This is a genomic window from Methanobacterium sp., assembly GCA_012838205.1.
GTDB lineage: Archaea > Methanobacteriota > Methanobacteria > Methanobacteriales > Methanobacteriaceae > Methanobacterium.
In genome coordinates, this window is the sequence record DUPR01000024.1 from 40,680 (window position 1) to 57,456 (window position 16,777).

At 36.9% G+C, this 16,777-nt stretch carries 15 protein-coding genes and 1 tRNA gene; 14 read left to right on the plus strand and 2 right to left on the minus strand.

What is annotated here, in order from left to right:
* Positions 1-341: 341 nt before the first annotated feature.
* The 8 genes from GXZ72_03510 to GXZ72_03545 all read left to right on the plus strand — a co-directional run bounded on the left by GXZ72_03510 (position 342) and on the right by GXZ72_03545 (position 6,646).
* Positions 342-1,241: a two-component sensor histidine kinase gene (locus GXZ72_03510; protein HHT18608.1), complete on the plus strand. Its 900-nt coding sequence runs from the start codon at positions 342-344 to the stop codon at positions 1,239-1,241.
* 71 nt (positions 1,242-1,312) lie between these two features.
* Positions 1,313-1,750: a response regulator gene (locus tag GXZ72_03515; protein ID HHT18609.1), complete on the plus strand. Its 438-nt coding sequence runs from the start codon at positions 1,313-1,315 to the stop codon at positions 1,748-1,750.
* A gap of 7 nt (positions 1,751-1,757) precedes the next feature.
* Entirely contained in the window at positions 1,758-3,176 is a 1,419-nt protein-coding gene (locus GXZ72_03520) for a PAS domain S-box protein (protein ID HHT18610.1), read from the plus strand.
* On the plus strand, positions 3,176-4,051 hold the full coding sequence (locus GXZ72_03525; protein ID HHT18611.1) for a response regulator: 876 nt from the start codon (positions 3,176-3,178) through the stop codon (positions 4,049-4,051). The genes GXZ72_03520 and GXZ72_03525 overlap by 1 nt, the downstream gene beginning before the upstream one ends.
* Positions 4,052-4,468: 417 nt before the next feature.
* A complete protein-coding gene (locus GXZ72_03530; protein HHT18612.1) occupies positions 4,469-5,395 on the plus strand; it encodes a DUF2121 domain-containing protein in 927 nt (308 codons plus the stop codon).
* A 103-nt stretch (positions 5,396-5,498) separates the two neighbouring features.
* A complete protein-coding gene (locus GXZ72_03535; protein ID HHT18613.1) occupies positions 5,499-6,275 on the plus strand; it encodes an MBL fold metallo-hydrolase in 777 nt (258 codons plus the stop codon).
* Positions 6,276-6,331: 56 nt separating this feature from the next.
* Positions 6,332-6,405: transfer RNA gene (locus GXZ72_03540), tRNA-Thr, on the plus strand.
* 61 nt (positions 6,406-6,466) lie between these two features.
* Positions 6,467-6,646: a hypothetical protein gene (locus GXZ72_03545; protein HHT18614.1), complete on the plus strand. Its 180-nt coding sequence runs from the start codon at positions 6,467-6,469 to the stop codon at positions 6,644-6,646.
* 76 nt (positions 6,647-6,722) lie between these two features.
* Here the strand turns inward: GXZ72_03545 and aroC are convergent, their stop codons facing one another.
* Together aroC and GXZ72_03555 are read right to left on the minus strand one after the other, a co-directional pair.
* Positions 6,723-7,814, minus strand: a complete 1,092-nt coding sequence (gene aroC, locus GXZ72_03550; GenBank protein ID HHT18615.1) for a chorismate synthase — start codon at positions 7,812-7,814, stop codon at positions 6,723-6,725.
* Between the two features lie 354 nt (positions 7,815-8,168).
* Entirely contained in the window at positions 8,169-8,681 is a 513-nt protein-coding gene (locus GXZ72_03555) for a GNAT family N-acetyltransferase (GenBank protein ID HHT18616.1), read from the minus strand.
* Positions 8,682-8,773: 92 nt separating this feature from the next.
* Here GXZ72_03555 and GXZ72_03560 point away from each other — a divergent pair, with 92 nt between their 5' ends.
* The 6 genes from GXZ72_03560 to GXZ72_03585 all read left to right on the plus strand — a co-directional run bounded on the left by GXZ72_03560 (position 8,774) and on the right by GXZ72_03585 (position 16,737).
* Complete coding sequence (locus GXZ72_03560; GenBank protein ID HHT18617.1) at positions 8,774-9,454, plus strand: endonuclease III domain-containing protein; 681 nt, start codon at positions 8,774-8,776, stop codon at positions 9,452-9,454.
* 124 nt (positions 9,455-9,578) lie between these two features.
* Positions 9,579-10,562: a porphobilinogen synthase gene (hemB, locus tag GXZ72_03565; protein HHT18618.1), complete on the plus strand. Its 984-nt coding sequence runs from the start codon at positions 9,579-9,581 to the stop codon at positions 10,560-10,562.
* Positions 10,563-10,638: 76 nt separating this feature from the next.
* Complete coding sequence (locus GXZ72_03570) at positions 10,639-11,556, plus strand: ATP--dephospho-CoA triphosphoribosyl transferase CitG (protein ID HHT18619.1); 918 nt, start codon at positions 10,639-10,641, stop codon at positions 11,554-11,556.
* A gap of 85 nt (positions 11,557-11,641) precedes the next feature.
* Complete coding sequence (locus tag GXZ72_03575; GenBank protein ID HHT18620.1) at positions 11,642-13,186, plus strand: phenylalanine--tRNA ligase subunit alpha; 1,545 nt, start codon at positions 11,642-11,644, stop codon at positions 13,184-13,186.
* Positions 13,187-13,386: 200 nt separating this feature from the next.
* Positions 13,387-14,151 carry a phosphoesterase gene (locus tag GXZ72_03580; protein ID HHT18621.1) on the plus strand — a complete coding sequence of 255 codons (765 nt, stop codon included), beginning with the start codon at positions 13,387-13,389 and terminating at the stop codon, positions 14,149-14,151.
* Positions 14,152-14,157: 6 nt separating this feature from the next.
* The gene (locus GXZ72_03585) at positions 14,158-16,737 is read left to right on the plus strand and encodes an ATP-dependent helicase (GenBank protein HHT18622.1); all 2,580 of its coding nucleotides are present in this window, start codon (positions 14,158-14,160) and stop codon (positions 16,735-16,737) included.
* The last annotated feature ends 40 nt before the right edge of the window (positions 16,738-16,777 follow it).

The following is a 16,777-nucleotide window of genomic DNA, read 5'->3' on the forward strand; positions in this document are numbered from 1 at the left end:
AAGAAAAATTTATTAACATAAAACTGGATTTTTTTTCTCCTAAAAATATTCATAATGAAGTTTATCTAATTTTTTTTTAAATTTTTATCTTGTCGCTGTTTTCTTGTAATTACTCCCAAATTAATATAACATGTTTATTAATATATTACACCATATAAATTCTAATAAAAGATTTAACAGTACAAAAGATTCTATAAGCATGTCCTATTAAACCCATATTCATGAGTTTGCTAATCTGGATTAATGGATTTGTGGTGGAATTATTTGTATTGTAAGTAAAAATATGGTTAAATGTAGATATGGGGAACATGAATCAATAGTTTTTTTAAGGAGGTAAAAATATGGTAATTAGCCCAATTCTGATTACTTTATCTGAAATAGCACCGACGTTTAACGCTTCAAAACTACCTATCAGTGATGATCTCCTTCGTTTATTAATGCTAATTGTTGTAATTATTTTAGTAGCAATTATTGCCGAGAGAATTGAAAAAATTCGGAAACTTAATTATTTAAACAGAAAACTTGAAAAACAAAGTAAAAAGCTAGAAGACGCAAACCAGGAGCTGGAAGCATTTGCATACTCTGTTTCTCATGATTTAAGAGTTCCTTTAAGAGCAATTGATGGTTTTTCACGAATACTAATTGAGGATTATGAGGATACGCTGGATGAAGAAGGAATGCGACTTCTTAATATTGTAAGGGAAAATACTGCTAAAATGGGACACTTAATTGATGATATTCTCCTTTTATCCAGAGCAAGCCGTCAAGAAATGGTTTTAAACGAAATAGACATGGCAGCCTTGGCAAAAAGCGTTTTTGATGAATTTAGTGCTGATGTAGCTGATAGAGATATTGAATTTATTATTACAGATATTCCTAATGCTTATGGTGACCGGGCAATGCTGGGCCAAGTATTCCAAAACCTTATTGGTAATGCTATTAAGTTTACAAAAAACAAGACCCCGGCTATTATTGAGATAGGAAGTAAAAAAGAGGGAAAAGAAATTGTATATTTTGTCAAAGATAATGGAGCTGGGTTTGACATGAAATATATTAATAAACTTTTCGGCCTCTTCCAGAGATTACACAGTCCTGAAGAATTTGAAGGAACTGGTGTCGGACTTTCAATCGTGCAAAGAGTTATTCGACGACATGAAGGAAATGTTTGGGGTGAAGGAGCCGTTGATCAAGGTGCAACCATCTATTTCACCCTACCTAAAGACAAACCCAAAAAGAAATGACATTTGCCTAACCAATACTTTTAAAACGCATAATAAAATCTAAGATTTAAATAATATTAGAAGGTGTATAAATGGATGTTGAAGAAGCTGAAATTCTATTGGTGGAAGATAACCCCACTGACGCAGAACTGACCATGAGAGCTCTTAAAAGAAGAAATCTGGCAAACCAAGTTGTCTGGGTAAAAGATGGGGCAGAAGCACTTGACTTTATATTTGCAACTGGACAGTTTGCCGAGAGGAATTTTGAAAATATTCCAAAACTAATATTACTTGATTTAAGGATGCCAAAAGTAGATGGGTTAGAAGTGCTGCAAAAAATAAAAGCAGATGAACGAACCAACAAAATACCAGTAGTGGTTTTAACATCCTCAAAAGAAGATCGAGACATTGTTGAAAGTTACAAATTAGGGGTTAATAGTTACGTCAGTAAACCAGTGGAATTTGATGATTTCATAGAAGCAGTTTCTACACTAGGATTCTACTGGATGTTAATAAATAATCCCCCTTAGTGATGTTATGGAAGAAATTATTAGAGTCTTAATATTAGAAGACGTCCCCTTAGATGCGGAACTCATTATAAGAGAGTTAAAAAAAGAAGGTTTCGAATTTGAGAGCCATCTTGTTGAAAGAAAAGAAGATTACATTAGAGAAGTACAAGAATGGCAACCGCACATAATACTTGCAGACCACTCCCTACCTCAGTTTGATGGAGTAACCGCACTTCATATTGCCCAGGAAAAATCTCCACACACTCCTTTCATCTTTGTCAGTGGAAAGATCGGGGAAGAATTTGCAGTAGAAATGCTCAAAAAAGGTGCAACCGATTATGTGCTTAAACATAATCTCTCTAAATTGGGATACGCTGTTCAAAGAGCCCTTAAAGAATTAAAAGAACAATTGGAAAAAAAGAAGGCTGAAGAAGCTCTGCTGGAGAGTGAAGAAAAGTACAGGCTTATGGTGGAAAACCAGACCGACATGGTTGTTAAATTCGATCCAGAAGGCGATATACTCTTTGCAAGTCCTTCATTCTGTGAAGTGCTGGGGCGTACTGAGGAAATGATTGTGGGGAGTAACTTTTTACCATTAGTACATCAGGATGATCAGAAAAAAACTCTCCGAGCCCTGGATAAACTAAATAATCCTCCATATGTATCTTTCTTGGAACACCGCCTCTTAACCATGAATGGATGGCGCTGGATCTCATGGGCAAACAAAGCCCTGTTAGATGATGATGGAAATCTAAAAGCATTTGTTGGAGTGGGTCGTGACATAACTGAACGTAAACTGGCTGAAGACAGGATAATGAGATCACTCCAAGAGAAAGAACTTCTACTACGTGAAGTCCATCATCGTGTGAAGAATAATTTGCAAATAGTATCCACCCTATTAAGCCTTCAATCATCTGAAATAGATGATAATCACATGAAAAATCTTTACAGGGAAAGTCAGAATAGAATAACCTCCATATCCTTGATACATGAAAACTTGTACCAATCGGAAGATTTAACCAACATCAACTTCCAAAACTATGTGAAAAACCTCATAGATGATCTATTCCACTCTTTTGGTGTGGACCCTGAAAAGATCAAAATTAATATAAAAATAAATAATATCATAATGGGCATGGAAACTGCAATCCCTTGTGGTCTCATCATTAATGAAATGATCTCTAACATTCTAAAACATGCATTTCCCCATGGTGAAGGAAATATAGATCTTGAACTGTCAGAAAAAAATAAAGACAAATATATAATGAGAATTAAAGATGACGGAAAACCATTTCCCAAGGACTTTAAAATAGGAAATACCAATACATTAGGAATAAAGCTTATTAAAAGCTTGGTTATGCAGTTAAATGGAGAAATGACAATGAATGAGGAGAATAAAGAGTTCTTGATTGAGTTTGATGAACTTAAATATAAGGAGCGGATCTAATGGCAAAATCTCGTATACTTGTGGTTGAAGATGAAGCAATAGTTGCCATGGGCATTAAACAGAAATTGGAAGAACTAGATTATGCAGTAGTAGACATTGTATTCACTGGAGAAGACGCTGTTCAAACAGCATTACGAGAAGAACCAGACCTGATTTTGATGGACATTGTCCTAAAAGGGAAAATGGACGGTATAGAAGCTGCAGCAAAAATACGAAATCAGTTAGATATCCCAGTTATCTACTTAACTGCCTACTCAGATGAAGAAGTCCTGGAAAGAGCCCGAATGACCGAACCCTACGGCTATATCATCAAACCATTTAAAAAGAGTGAATTGAATGCTAATCTAGAAATGGCTTTATATAAACACGCTGAAGACCAGAAAAAGAGTGAAAACCTCAAGAAAAAAATATTAGCCGATTTTTATGATTTTATCATGAACATGCCCACCTCTGCAGATCAGTCCGATGTTGAACTAAGAAATACCCTACTAAAACTCTTCGCATCACGGCTTGAAGAAGACATGAGACCCCGTTTTGAACAAGAACTTGGAGATACTGTGGAAGAAAAAGGCATAGATGATTTGAAAGGAATTTATAATGCTTACCTTGATTGGATTGCCCAACTATTCACCGAATTTGGTATACAAACAAAAATCGACGCTAAAGGCAAAGAATATTTTTTTAAATTTCTTAACTGCCCCTGGCTAGAAGATGCGAAGAAAAAACCAGTTTTCTGCTTAAACTGCCAAGCCATAATACAACAATCCTTTGATTGGACTGGGATGGAAGGTAAAGTAACTAAAAGAGCCACCATCGCCGATGGAAGAGAAAATTGTATTTTCAAATTTAGTGTACCATTCATGGAAAAAGAATAGACCACTAATTATCCAAATAAAATCATTTTTAAAATTTACTTTACATTTTTATCATTTTTTTCATTTTTACTCAATCAACATAAAAATACCAATCTAAAAAAAGAAAAATCTATTTCCAACAATACAAACTAATTACACAAACAAGTTATTTTTCTATTGGCAACTTTCATTATCCCCCATGATTTTTTTTAGGAAAAAAATAATTTTTCCCCATATTCATCATCATTTAAACAACCATCAAGACAGAATTAGCCAGTTATTGCACGTAAAAATCACTTCCCCAATTCCTAGAAAAAAATGTTATCTGTAAGCATAAGAATTTTAATCTACATTGATCAATATTCATTGTAAAATTATAGATGAATTCAATTTGATGAAAAAAATTATAAATCTAAAAAAAGTTCGGATGGTGATTGAATGAGCCTTATTATGACTTATATTGGGAGTAAAGGCTGTGTGATGGTTGGCGACAAGCGAAGCATAGGTTTTTTAGGCAATAAAGATCAGCGAGAAATTCTTGAAGAAGAGTTATACTCGGGAAAGATTAAAACTGACGAAAAACTCATAAAAAGGGCAGATGAACTTGGAATAAATCTTAAAATTACTGATGATGGAGTAAAAGTGCGTGATCTGGGAAAAGTACTGGTGGGGGAGGTTAAAGTTCGAGCCACTCACGAAACTAAGAGAAAAAGAATATACGCAACCACCAATGGCTATCACCAAGTTGAACTTTCTGGATCCCAGATCAAAAATGTGAAAAGTGGAAAAAGCTCTATAGTGATTTTTGGAAACAAAATTACCAAAGAATTAGCTAGTAAAGAGCTTAAAAGGCATTGGAAATCCAAAATCAACCTTGAAGAAGTCAAAGATATATTCAAAAAAGTCATTGAAAAATTGGCCCAAACCACCCCATCTGTAAGCAGAGAATATGACATATTCATGATCCATCCTCAAATGGATCATAAGCAGGCCATGGAATTACTTAGAACCACCCTGATCCATGATGTTAAAAAACTGGCGAAATGGAGAGAAACACTCAGAAAGGAAATGCTGGAACAACGCAAGGATATTCAAATGTCAAACCGAATCATAAATCAGGGCGAAGTAGGAAGAGTAAAAAATGTGGAAGCAGATAAAGTTGAAGTAATTCTTACTGATGGAGTTGAAGCATTGAATATGAACTGGGATGTCCTTGCTAAGGCCGGAGATACCATTTACATGAAAATGGAAAAACCATCACCATTAAGTGTCGGAGATCTAGTGGTGATTGAAGATGAAAATCTATGTATAAAAAAGAATAAATCCCCCTTAAGCTGTGATATCATACTTTGTAAATCAGAGTAATCAATACCAAAGTGTTTAAACTAGAGTTTAACTAATTAAGATACAATAGTTTAATATTATACAAATCATGGTGAAAATATGAACCTAACCTTTTTAGGAAGTGGTGGCGGACGCTTTCGCCACTATAACTCAGCGCAGGATGACCGGCGGATTTAGAATCGACGGTATTGATGGTAAAAACCTGCACTTGGATCCTGGGCCTGGGGCTCTGGTAAGAAGTTACCAGTTCGGTGTTAACCCCCTTAAACTCCATGGAATCCTGGTATCACACTCTCACACCGACCATTATAGCGATGCTGAGGTCTTAATTGAAGCAATGACTAGGGGGATGACCAGGAATAAGGGCATGGTAATTGGTAGTGAGAGTGTTATTAACGGATACCAGAAATGGGGGCCCTGTATCTCAGAATATCACTTGAGTAAATCGAAAGTGAAAGTAATGGAAGCTGGTGAAACATTTAGATTTGATGATCTTAAGATCACCGCCACACCTACTATTCATGGGGACCCTAAAAATATCGGCTTCCGCTTGGAATGGGATGGATTCATCTTATCTTACACATCTGACACAGCCTATTTTAAGGACCTGCATAACCATCATCAGAACGCTGATGTGCTAATTGCCAGTGTTATCAGACCGGGAAATGAAAAAATCAGAGGACACTTATGTGCCGATGAATTTCAAAAACTTTTGGAGGAAACTTCCCCTAAACTTGCAATTATGACCCATCTAGGAATGAAACTCATCACAGACCATCCTGTAGAAGAAGCCATGAGAATAACTAAAAATACTGGTATAAAAACACTGGCAGCCCAGGATGGTATGGTTATAAATCTAGACAAGTTCAGACAAAAACAACAGACTCTGGATGAATTTTAAATTATCCACAAAACAAAAATAAATAAGCTGAATAATAAAAAAAATGAATATTTGTTGCCTCGGTGGCTCAGTCTGGTAGAGCGCGTGACTCGTAATCTCGTGGTCGGGGGTTCAAATCCCCCCCGAGGCTTAATTCCCTTCTTTTAATCATAGTTATAAATCTAATTCCATTTATTTTGAGGTGAATTATTATGAAAGTAATGTTTAATGAGGGCATGGTAATGTGCCATGAACACTATCATTGCCCCTATGAAAACTGCAAACACTATTCATGGCACAAAGAGAAAGAATCTTGCAAAACTCGAAGGTGCCAGAAATTGCGGCAAATGGTTTCCTGTACAAAAACACCTATTAAAAAGGATGATAAATAGTTTAAGAATTGGATTAATGAGGGAAAAAATATAAGTTTCCTATAAAAAAAAGGTTTTTTACATTTTATTCTGTCATCTAAATACTGCAGGGATTGATAAATCCTGATCTTAACAAGTGGTCGGCCAGCACCATTGCCACAGCTGCTTCTGCTACGGCAGTGACCCGTGGACAAATGCAAGGGTCATGTCGGCCATTGATCTTTATTTCAGTTTCTTTCATGGTCTTAAGATCAACAGTTTTTTGAACCATGCTTATGGAGGGGGTGGGTTTAACTGCGATTCTAGTTACAATAGGCATCCCATTAGATATTCCCCCGATTATGCCCCCACTGGTATTAGTGGTAGTCTTTATTTGGTCACTTTCACAATAGTACTCATCATTGGTGGCACTAGCGGTGGTTTCAGCTAATTTGAATCCGAAACCAATTTCCACACCCTTAACTGCACCTATACCCATCAATGCCCTGGCTAGATCCGCATCAAGTTTATCGAAAACAGGTTCTCCAATTCCGGCTGGAACATTGAAGGCAATGGTTTCCACAACACCACCAACAGAATCTCCTTTTTCTCGGGCATCCAGGATTTTTTCTTCCATAAGTTTGGCTGCTTTCTGGTCGGCACACCGCACTGGATTCTTTTTAGAATATTCTTCAATAAGATTGTAAGATACGTTTTTGGCCTTCAAATCTCCTATTTGGGTTACATGGGAAATTACTCTGATTTTTAGATGATTAAGGAGTTTTTTGGCAACAGCCCCACCTATAACATGACCAATTGTGGCCCTACCACTCCCTCTGCCCCCTCCACGGTAATCATATCTACCATATTTGGAAGTCCATGTGAAATCACCATGTCCTGGGCGAGGTTTATCTCGGAAGGGTTCGTAGGCAGATGAATCAGCATCCTTATTATACACCACTGCAGAAATGGGTGTTCCATCTGTTTTCCCCTGGAATATTCCAGATAAAATTTCTACTTGATCAGTTTCGCCTCGACTAGTAGTTATTTTACTGGTGCCTGGTCGACGATGGTCTAATTCTGATTGTATATCCTCACGTGACAGTTTCAGTCCTGCTGGACAACCATCCACTACCGCACCCAGTGCAGTGCCGTGGCTGGACCCATAGGTGGTGACCCTGAACAAATTCCCGGTAGTGTTGCCTGCCATTGAATCCACATCCATTAAACTCTGATTATTAATATTGGTAGCTATAATAAATAGAACTATGGTATTAATTCATTGTATTATCAGTTAAATAAACCGTAGGGTCTGGCTGATCTGTATTAGATTTTTAATAATAGCTAAGGTGTATGATGAGTTTATCTTTCCATCCACCGAACAATTAAGTATGAAAGATTTGGATCAGAGAGAATTTCATTCCAGTGATTTTTAAAGTGGGGTTTTTCTTCAGTTTAGGGTCATCGGGAATAAAGTGTTATATAAGGTGATAACAATTGTTCCAATTCATGTTCATCGTTTTTACACACTTTACATGCCATTTAATTCACCATAGTAGAATGTTCATTGAGTAACAGCATATAATGCTTGGTTATATATTTTTCCTTCTTTGAAAGCACTTCTTTTTAAGATACCCTCGAGATAGAATCCATTTTTTTCAAGAACCCTTCTTGAGGCCATGTTATGTTCGAAAGGTTTGGCAAATATCCTTTTTAGCCCTAAATCATTGAATCCGTAATTCACAATTCCCTTTAAAGCTGAAGATGCGATTCCAGTGCCCCAATATTTTTCTCCTAGCCAGTATCCCACTTCTGCAGATATTCTTTCTATATCCTCCCCTAAAGCTAGTCCTATGGCGCCGATTGCTTGATCATTGACGGTTATTGCAAAATTACATTTCGTTTCATCATTATTGGTTATCTCAATCCATGTTTTTGCATCCTCAATTGTGTAGGGGTGTGGGAAAAGATCTCTCATATTAACAGCAATACGATAATTGTTGGCATTTTCCACTAAACTATCAATATCAGAGATTTCCCATCCACGTAAAATGCATCTATCACATTTAATTCTCATAATTCCACACAATTTAACAATTTATTTTGTACTTATTAATAATGTCGGATATATCTATTTCAAAGTTTTTTTAATTTCAGGAGATCAACTGCATGAATGAATCCATATTAAAAATCTATGAAAAACTTTACAATCTTTACGGTCCTCAAGGTTGGTGGCCATTAATAGACCTCGAATCAGAAAATTTGAATAAAAGTGGTGCTACTCATGGTTACCATCCCCTTAATTATGAACTTCCTGAAACTGAGAAACAGAAATATGAAATTATTTTAGGGTCAATTCTAACCCAAAACACTGCTTGGACGTCAGCAGAAAAGGCCCTTTTGAATTTAAAAAAGATTACAAATTTTAATCCTGAGAAAATTATTTCATTAGATGATGAAGCACTGAAAAAAGCAGTTCGCCCAGCAGGGTTTTTAAATCAAAAATCAACTTACATACGTGGGATCACCAAGTTCTTCTCATCCCTGGAAGGAACAACTCCAAGTAGAAACGAAATTTTAAAGGTTAAAGGAGTAGGTAACGAAACTGCTGACTCAATCCTCCTTTATGCTTACAAAAAACCCGAATTTGTTGTTGATACCTACACCAGAAGAATTTTCAGCAATCTGAGCTTGGTGGATGAGAAAATTAGTTACATGGAGTTGAAAAAACTCTTTGAAAATAATCTACCTTTATCTGTACCTATCTATCAAGAATACCATGCGTTGTTAGTGGAACATGCAAAAAGATATTACCGTAAAAAGCCTTATGATGATATTTTAAAGATATGAAAGAATTCAGACGATATACTCAATGAAATAATATATCTATGAAGAAATAGATTAAATGTAATGTTTAAATGCCCATCATTGAATTAAATAATATATGTAGAGTATGGATATAGATGGTGATCAAATGCAATTCCCAACTCGTCGCATGCGTAGACTAAGAAAAACCAGCCAGATAAGGAAAATTCTCCGCGAAACAGTACTAAACTCTGAAGATTTTATCTACCCCCTATTCATCAAAGAAGAACTTGAAGAAGGTGCAGGGGAGCCTATTGATACCATGCCTGGCCAGTACCGTTACAGTTTGGAGGATGCTGTTGATGAAGCTAAAAGGCTGGAAAAAATTGGACTTCAATCTGTTTTACTCTTTGGAATGCCAGAAGAAAAGGATGAAATGGGAACTGCGGCCTACGCAGATGACGGGATTGTTCAACAGACTGTGAGACGTCTTAAAGCAGAAACAGATCTGGTGGTAATCACAGATGTTTGTCTTTGCCAATACACTAGCCATGGACACTGCGGAATTGTGGAAGGGAATCAAATTGTTAATGATGAAACCCTTCAATTACTTGTTAAAACAGCTTTAAGCCATGCTGAAGCAGGATCAGATATTGTAGCGCCCTCGGATATGATGGATGGTCGGGTTGGAGAAATTCGGGAAATGCTGGATAATGGAGGATTTCAGGACACTTTAATAATGTCCTATTCTGCAAAATATGCATCAGCCTTCTATGCTCCATTTAGGGATGCTGTATGTTCAGAACCATCATTCGGTGACCGTAAAACTTATCAAATGAGCCCTTCCAATATTGAAGAAGCACTCATGGAAACTGAACTTGATCTGGAGGAAGGTGCGGACATAGTGATGGTAAAACCAGCTATGGCTTACTTGGATGTTATACAGCGGGTTAAAGAAGCTTTTCAAGTTCCCACTGCTGCTTATCAAGTTAGTGGAGAATATTCCATGCTTAAAGCAGGAATTGATGCAGGATACCTCACTGAAGATTCCATATATGAATCCTTATTATCAATTAAAAGAGCAGGAGCCGATCTTATCATCTCTCATTTCACCCCTGAGTTTTTAGAGGGGAATATTAAAGAAGAATGTTAGGCGAAAGAAACTTACTATCATTGGAAAAATCAATTCTATTAATTTGAGAGAATGATAAAAATTTGAGGTGAAATTATTGGACCCTGTTTTTGTGGGCAAATGCGCCCAAATAGCATCTGTTTTGGAAGTCAGTGGTCATCCCAAACCTGGAAATGTCCACAGAACTCAAGACTTCTCTGACATGGCTTTTGAGGATTTTCTCCTTAGCGGAATAGCTATAGGGAATATTATGGCAAAAACCGCATCGAAAGGTTTTGATCTTAGAAAAACCCCTGAAAAATGGGGAAAGATTGGTCTTGGAAATTTAATCTTGGAAGCAGTGACTGAAACAGACCGATGGGTTGCTAATAACACCAATTTAGGGATAATAATGTTATTAACCCCAATTTGCGCTGCAGCAGGTATGACCAATAATATTAACGATTTAAGGAGTAAAATAGACCAAATATTAAGATTAACCACTCCTAAAGATGCAGTGCATCTTTATCAGTCAATTAACATCGCTGATGCAGGGGGGATGGGTGAACAAGAAGAGTTAGATGTTGGTAGTGATAGTTCCACCCAGAAACTCCTTGATGAAAACATAAATATGTTCCATGTCTTGGAAATGTCATCAGAATGGGATTGTCTTTCCTATGAACTGACTCATCAAATGCCAGTGACCTTTGATCTTGGTTTTCCATTATTTAACAAAATTAAAACAAAACATGGTATAAACATCGCCACAGTACAGACCTTCCTCACAATTCTCTCCAAGGTTCCAGACACTCTCATAAGCCGTAAATATGGTGAAAAAAAAGCTAAAGAAGTATCCCTCCAAGCGAAGTCCGTACTGGAAGAAGGAGGAATTTTAACTGAGAACGGTAAAAAGCTACTGGAGCAATTTGACCAAAGATTAATAGAAAATGATTTGAATCCAGGAACAACTGCTGATTTCACAGCATCATCTATAATGATTAATTATCTAAATAATTATAAAGAGTATAAGATTTAAAGTTCCAAACTTAGTTTAACTGATAAATGATATTTTTATTATTATAATAAACTGTATCCAATAATAAGTAATTTTGAGGTTTAAAATGATAGATAAGATCATCAATCAAATGCATCTTTACGAGAAGAAGGTGTTAAAGGCCATTGGAGAGGCAGGGGGAGAAACCTTACCTGAAGATGTGGCCCAATCACAAGATTTAAATATAAAACAAGTTATGAGCGCTGCCGGGGCTTTGGAATCTAAAGGAATTATTAATGTAGAAAAAAATGTTGATGAATTCCTGAGTTTAGGACCTTCCGGTACTGATTATGCTCAGAAAGGTTTGCCTGAGCGCAAAATCTTAGAAGCACTCCATGAAAATCACACAATACATATGAAGGATCTTGCAATTAAATCAGGGATTGAACCTTCAGAAGTTAAAATTGCCATAGGATGGCTCCTTAAAAAAGGTTGGGCTGCTTTGGATAAAGGTAATGTGACCATAACCAGCAAAGGTGAACATGCCTTAGAAAAGCCTGGAATAGATGAAATTCTCTTGGATACTATTTTGAATTCTGGGAAAATCTTAACCATAAATGGCTTATCCTCATCACTTAAAGAAGGATTCCAACTCCTTAAAAAAAGAAAAGGCCTGATTAATTTAAATAAAAATTCGAATTACACCCTTAAAATAACATCTAAAGGTCAAGAAATCCTTGATTATGGTTTTGAAATCAAAAAAGAAGCCACACAGCTAACTCATGAACAATTAAAAAGTGGAGACTGGAAAAACCTCCATTACAGGGGTTATGATATAAATGCTGAACACCCCCTGGTTTTCCCGGGTAAAATGCACCCATTGCAGAGGACCATCCAAGAAATACGTCGCATATTCCTGAATTTAGGTTTTACTGAGTCCAGAGGCACTATACTAGAATCAGCTTTTTGGAACTTCGACTGCCTTTTCCAACCCCAGGACCATGCCGCCAGGGAGATGCAGGATACTTTCTATGTTAAATCACCTGAAACTACCCATTTACCCATGGATAATCTGGTGGAAAAGGTTGGTCAGGCCCATGAAGATGGTGGTCATACCGGGAGTGAAGGATGGGGATATCAGTGGGATAGAGATGTTGCCAAGCAGGCAGTGCTCAGAACACACACTACATGTGTATCCGCCCGGTTTTTAGCTGAAAACAAACCTCCATTAAAAATGTTCTCAGTGGGACGGGTTTTCCGCAGGGAAACTATCACTTACAAGCATCTTCCCGAGTTTCATCAAGTGGAAGGCATTGTGGCTGCAGAAGACATTAACTTCAAAAACCTTTTAGGGATCTTAAAAGAGTTCTATCACCAATTAGGCTTTGAAGTCCGTTTCCGGCCAGCTTATTTCCCATACACTTACCTTTCAACAGAATGTGAGGTTTACTTGCCAGAAAAGGAAAGCTGGATAGAGTTAGGCGGATCTGGAATGTTCCGTCCTGAAGTTTTAGAACCATTAGGTGTCAAAACACCAGTTGCTGCATTTGGACTGGGTATTGAAAGATTAGCCATGATACGCTTGGGAATTAAAGACATCCGAATGCTGTATCAGAGTGACTTGGGATGGCTGCGGAACCTCCCTGTTACTCAAACTTTCAGCGAAAAATAATTGGAGTCATATTTTTTGTTTTTTAAAACTCCAACTCTATAATTTTTTTTCACATTGAATGAACAACACCTAATCTATATTTTATGTTAATTTACTGCAAATGGGTTGATGCATTAAAACTATTGGAAAAAAATTTATACTTTAATCCGAATAATCTATAAAGGATTTATTATATTTTTTCTAAAATTTAGAGGATTTTCATGGATTATGATAATATTTATGGTGCCAAAATATTAGATCTAGCCCTGGAAGTTGAAGATCACCTGATTATTACCGATCTTCACTTGGGATATGAGGAAGCCCTAAATTATCAGGGGATAATGATACCAAAATTCCAGTATTCAAAGATCATCAAGAGAATGGGGGATATACATTCCAGAAGTGATTGTTCCAACATTATTATCAACGGAGATTTGAAACATGAATTTGGAAAGATTAACCGCCAAGAATGGAGAGAAACAATACAATTCATTGATTATTTGAAGGGAAATTTTGAAAAGATCATTCTAATCAAAGGTAATCACGACCCATTAACTCCAATTATTGCCAAAAAAACAGGACTTGATGTATATCCATCGTATTCTATTGATAATTTCTTGGTGATGCATGGTGATAAAATTCCATCTGACTGGGATAAAATACAAGAAGAAACACTAATCATAGGCCATGAACATCCTTCAGTTGGAATTAGAAGTGGTGAGAGGATAGAGAAGATTAAATGTTTTCTAGCTGGAGAATTCCGAAGTAAAAATATAATTGTTATGCCCTCTTTTAATTTCATAACCGAAGGTTCTGATGTTCTCAACGAGAAATCCCTCTCCCCCTTTTTAAACAAAACCAATTGGCATGATATGGAAATTTATGGTGTTGAAAACTTTGAAATTTTTTATTTTGGAAAAATAAGCCATCTATTAAAGGTTCAAAAAGAGTCTTATCCTTATGACTCTCATTTCATAGATTTTTAGGATAATATGATAACGCGACAGGAAAAAAAATACTCGGATAATGAGATTTACAATATACTTCATCCCTGGGCCAGAGAATGGTTTCAGGGAAAGTTTGAAACATTTTCTGAGGCACAACGCCAATCAATTGTGGACATCCACCAGGGAAAAAATGTACTGGTATCCTCACCAACGGGTTCTGGAAAAACACTTACTGCTTTTCTATCCATAATCAGTGAATTAACCCGCTTGGCTGAACAAGATACCTTGGAGGATCGGGTTTACTGTCTTTATATATCACCTCTTAAGGCTCTGGATAATGATATTGAAAAGAATTTAGAAGAACCATTATCAGAAATTGAAAATATATCAGGACGCAAACTTAATATCCGTAAAGCTGTTCGTACAGGTGACACTAGCCAATACGAAAGGTCAAAGATGCTTAGAACACCACCACACATCCTAATAACAACCCCCGAATCTCTTTCTATTCTTCTTTGCGCTCCCAAATTCAGGGAGAAATTATCTAAGGTTCGTTATGTAATTGTGGATGAAATTCATTCCCTGGCCGAAAACAAGCGTGGTGTTCACCTCAGTCTTAGTCTGGAGAGATTGGAACATTTAACCGGAGGATTTGTACGAATTGGACTCAGTGCCACAGTCCACCCTCTTGAGAGAATGGCGGAATTCCTGGTAGGATATTATTATGGTCAGCCACGTGATTGTCTGATAGTAGATGTAAACTATCTTAAACAACTGGATATGGAAGTTATTTGTCCAGTTAAGGATATTATAGCCACTGATCCTGATGAAACTAACAATGCTATGTATAAAATGCTTCATGAACTCATCCAAGAACACAAGACAACCCTTATTTTCACGAACACCCGTAGTGGCACAGAAAGTGTGGTTTTCAATCTCAAAAAAAGGTACCCAGATAGCTATCATGATCAGAACATTATGGCCCATCATTCCAGTCTCTCTCGGGAGTTGCGATTAGAAGCTGAAAACAAACTAAAACAAGGCAAATTGAAGGTTGTTGTTTCATCTACCAGTCTGGAATTAGGAATTGACATAGGTTACATCGACCTTGTAATATTGGTATCAAGTCCTAAATCTGTTTCCAGAGCTTTGCAAAGGATTGGTAGAAGTGGACATCAACTACATGAAAAATCTAAAGGTCGGATGATGGTGGTGGACCGTGATGATTTGGTGGAATGTGCACTCATCCTTAAAAACGCCATGGAAGGTAAAATTGATGAGATTCATATCCCTGAGAATTGTCTGGATGTTTTATCACAACAAATTTATGGGATGGCCATTGACCAACGATGGGATCTAGATGACGCATTGGAACTTATTAGGAGGAGTTATCCTTATCGTGAACTTAAAAAAGAGGATTATCACAGTGTTTTGAGTTATCTAGCTGGTGAATACAGCCGACTAGAGGAGCGTTATGTTTATGCCAAGATATGGGTGGATTGGGATGAAAACCGCATGGGTAGACGGGGAAAACTAGCCCGTATGTTATATTCAACCAACATTGGAACTATTCCTGACCGTAGTGCTGCGGTGGTGAAATGTGGTGGGGAGGTTGTAGGCCGTATTGAAGAGGATTTTATGGAAAAACTCCGAAAAGGTGACAGTTTTGTGCTTGGTGGTCGTATTTACCGTTTCAATTATGCTAGGGGGATGAGTGTTAATGTCAGCCCTGCTTCAGGGCCTCCAACTATTCCTTCATGGTTTTCAGAACAACTGCCCTTATCCTTTGATTTAGCCATGGAGATCCAGAAGTTTCGGGGAATTTTAGAGTGGGAATTTAAAAAAGGAAGGAATAAAAAGGAAATAATAGATTTTATACACGATTATCTTTACCTAGATTATAACGCTGCACACTCAATTTACCAGTATTTTAGAGAACAATATCTGTATGCAATAGTCCCTAATCTGAGAACCCTCCTGGTTGAGTATTACACTGGATTTGGTGGTCGTAAATTCGTTGTATTCCATACGTTATTTGGAAGGCGGGTTAATGATGCTCTGAGTCGTGCTTTGGCTTATGTTATAGCAAGGAGATATCGTCATGATGTGATGATTTCCATTTCTGATAATGGGTTTTACCTATCCAGTGAGGGCAAAATTGGAGGTTTAGAAGCTTTTCAGGAGTTAACAACAGCAAATCTTGAGAAATATCTTCAAGAAGCCATTGATCGGACAGAAACACTGGCTGGTCGTTTTCGCCACTGTGCAGGTCGTTCTCTTATGATATTAAGGCGTTATAAAGGCCAGGAAAAGTCAGTGGGCCGTCAACAAGTAAAGGGTAAAATATTGCTTAAATTTGTTAAGGAGTTGGATCCTAATTTTTCAATCCTCAAAGAAGCCAGAAGAGAGGTTATGGAAGATTTTATGGATGTTAAAAATGCAAAAAAAGTTTTAAAGCTTATTGAGAATGGTAAAATGGAGATCAAACGTATTGACACTAGAATACCATCACCGTTCGCCTTTAACTTGGTTTCACAGGGATATCTTGATGTTTTAAAGTATGAAGAGAGGATAGAGTTCATCCGTAGGATGCATCAAGCTATAATTAAGGAGATTGGAGGTTAAAAATATTTCCAGAATAGATGCTGTCTTACCGGAAATTAAT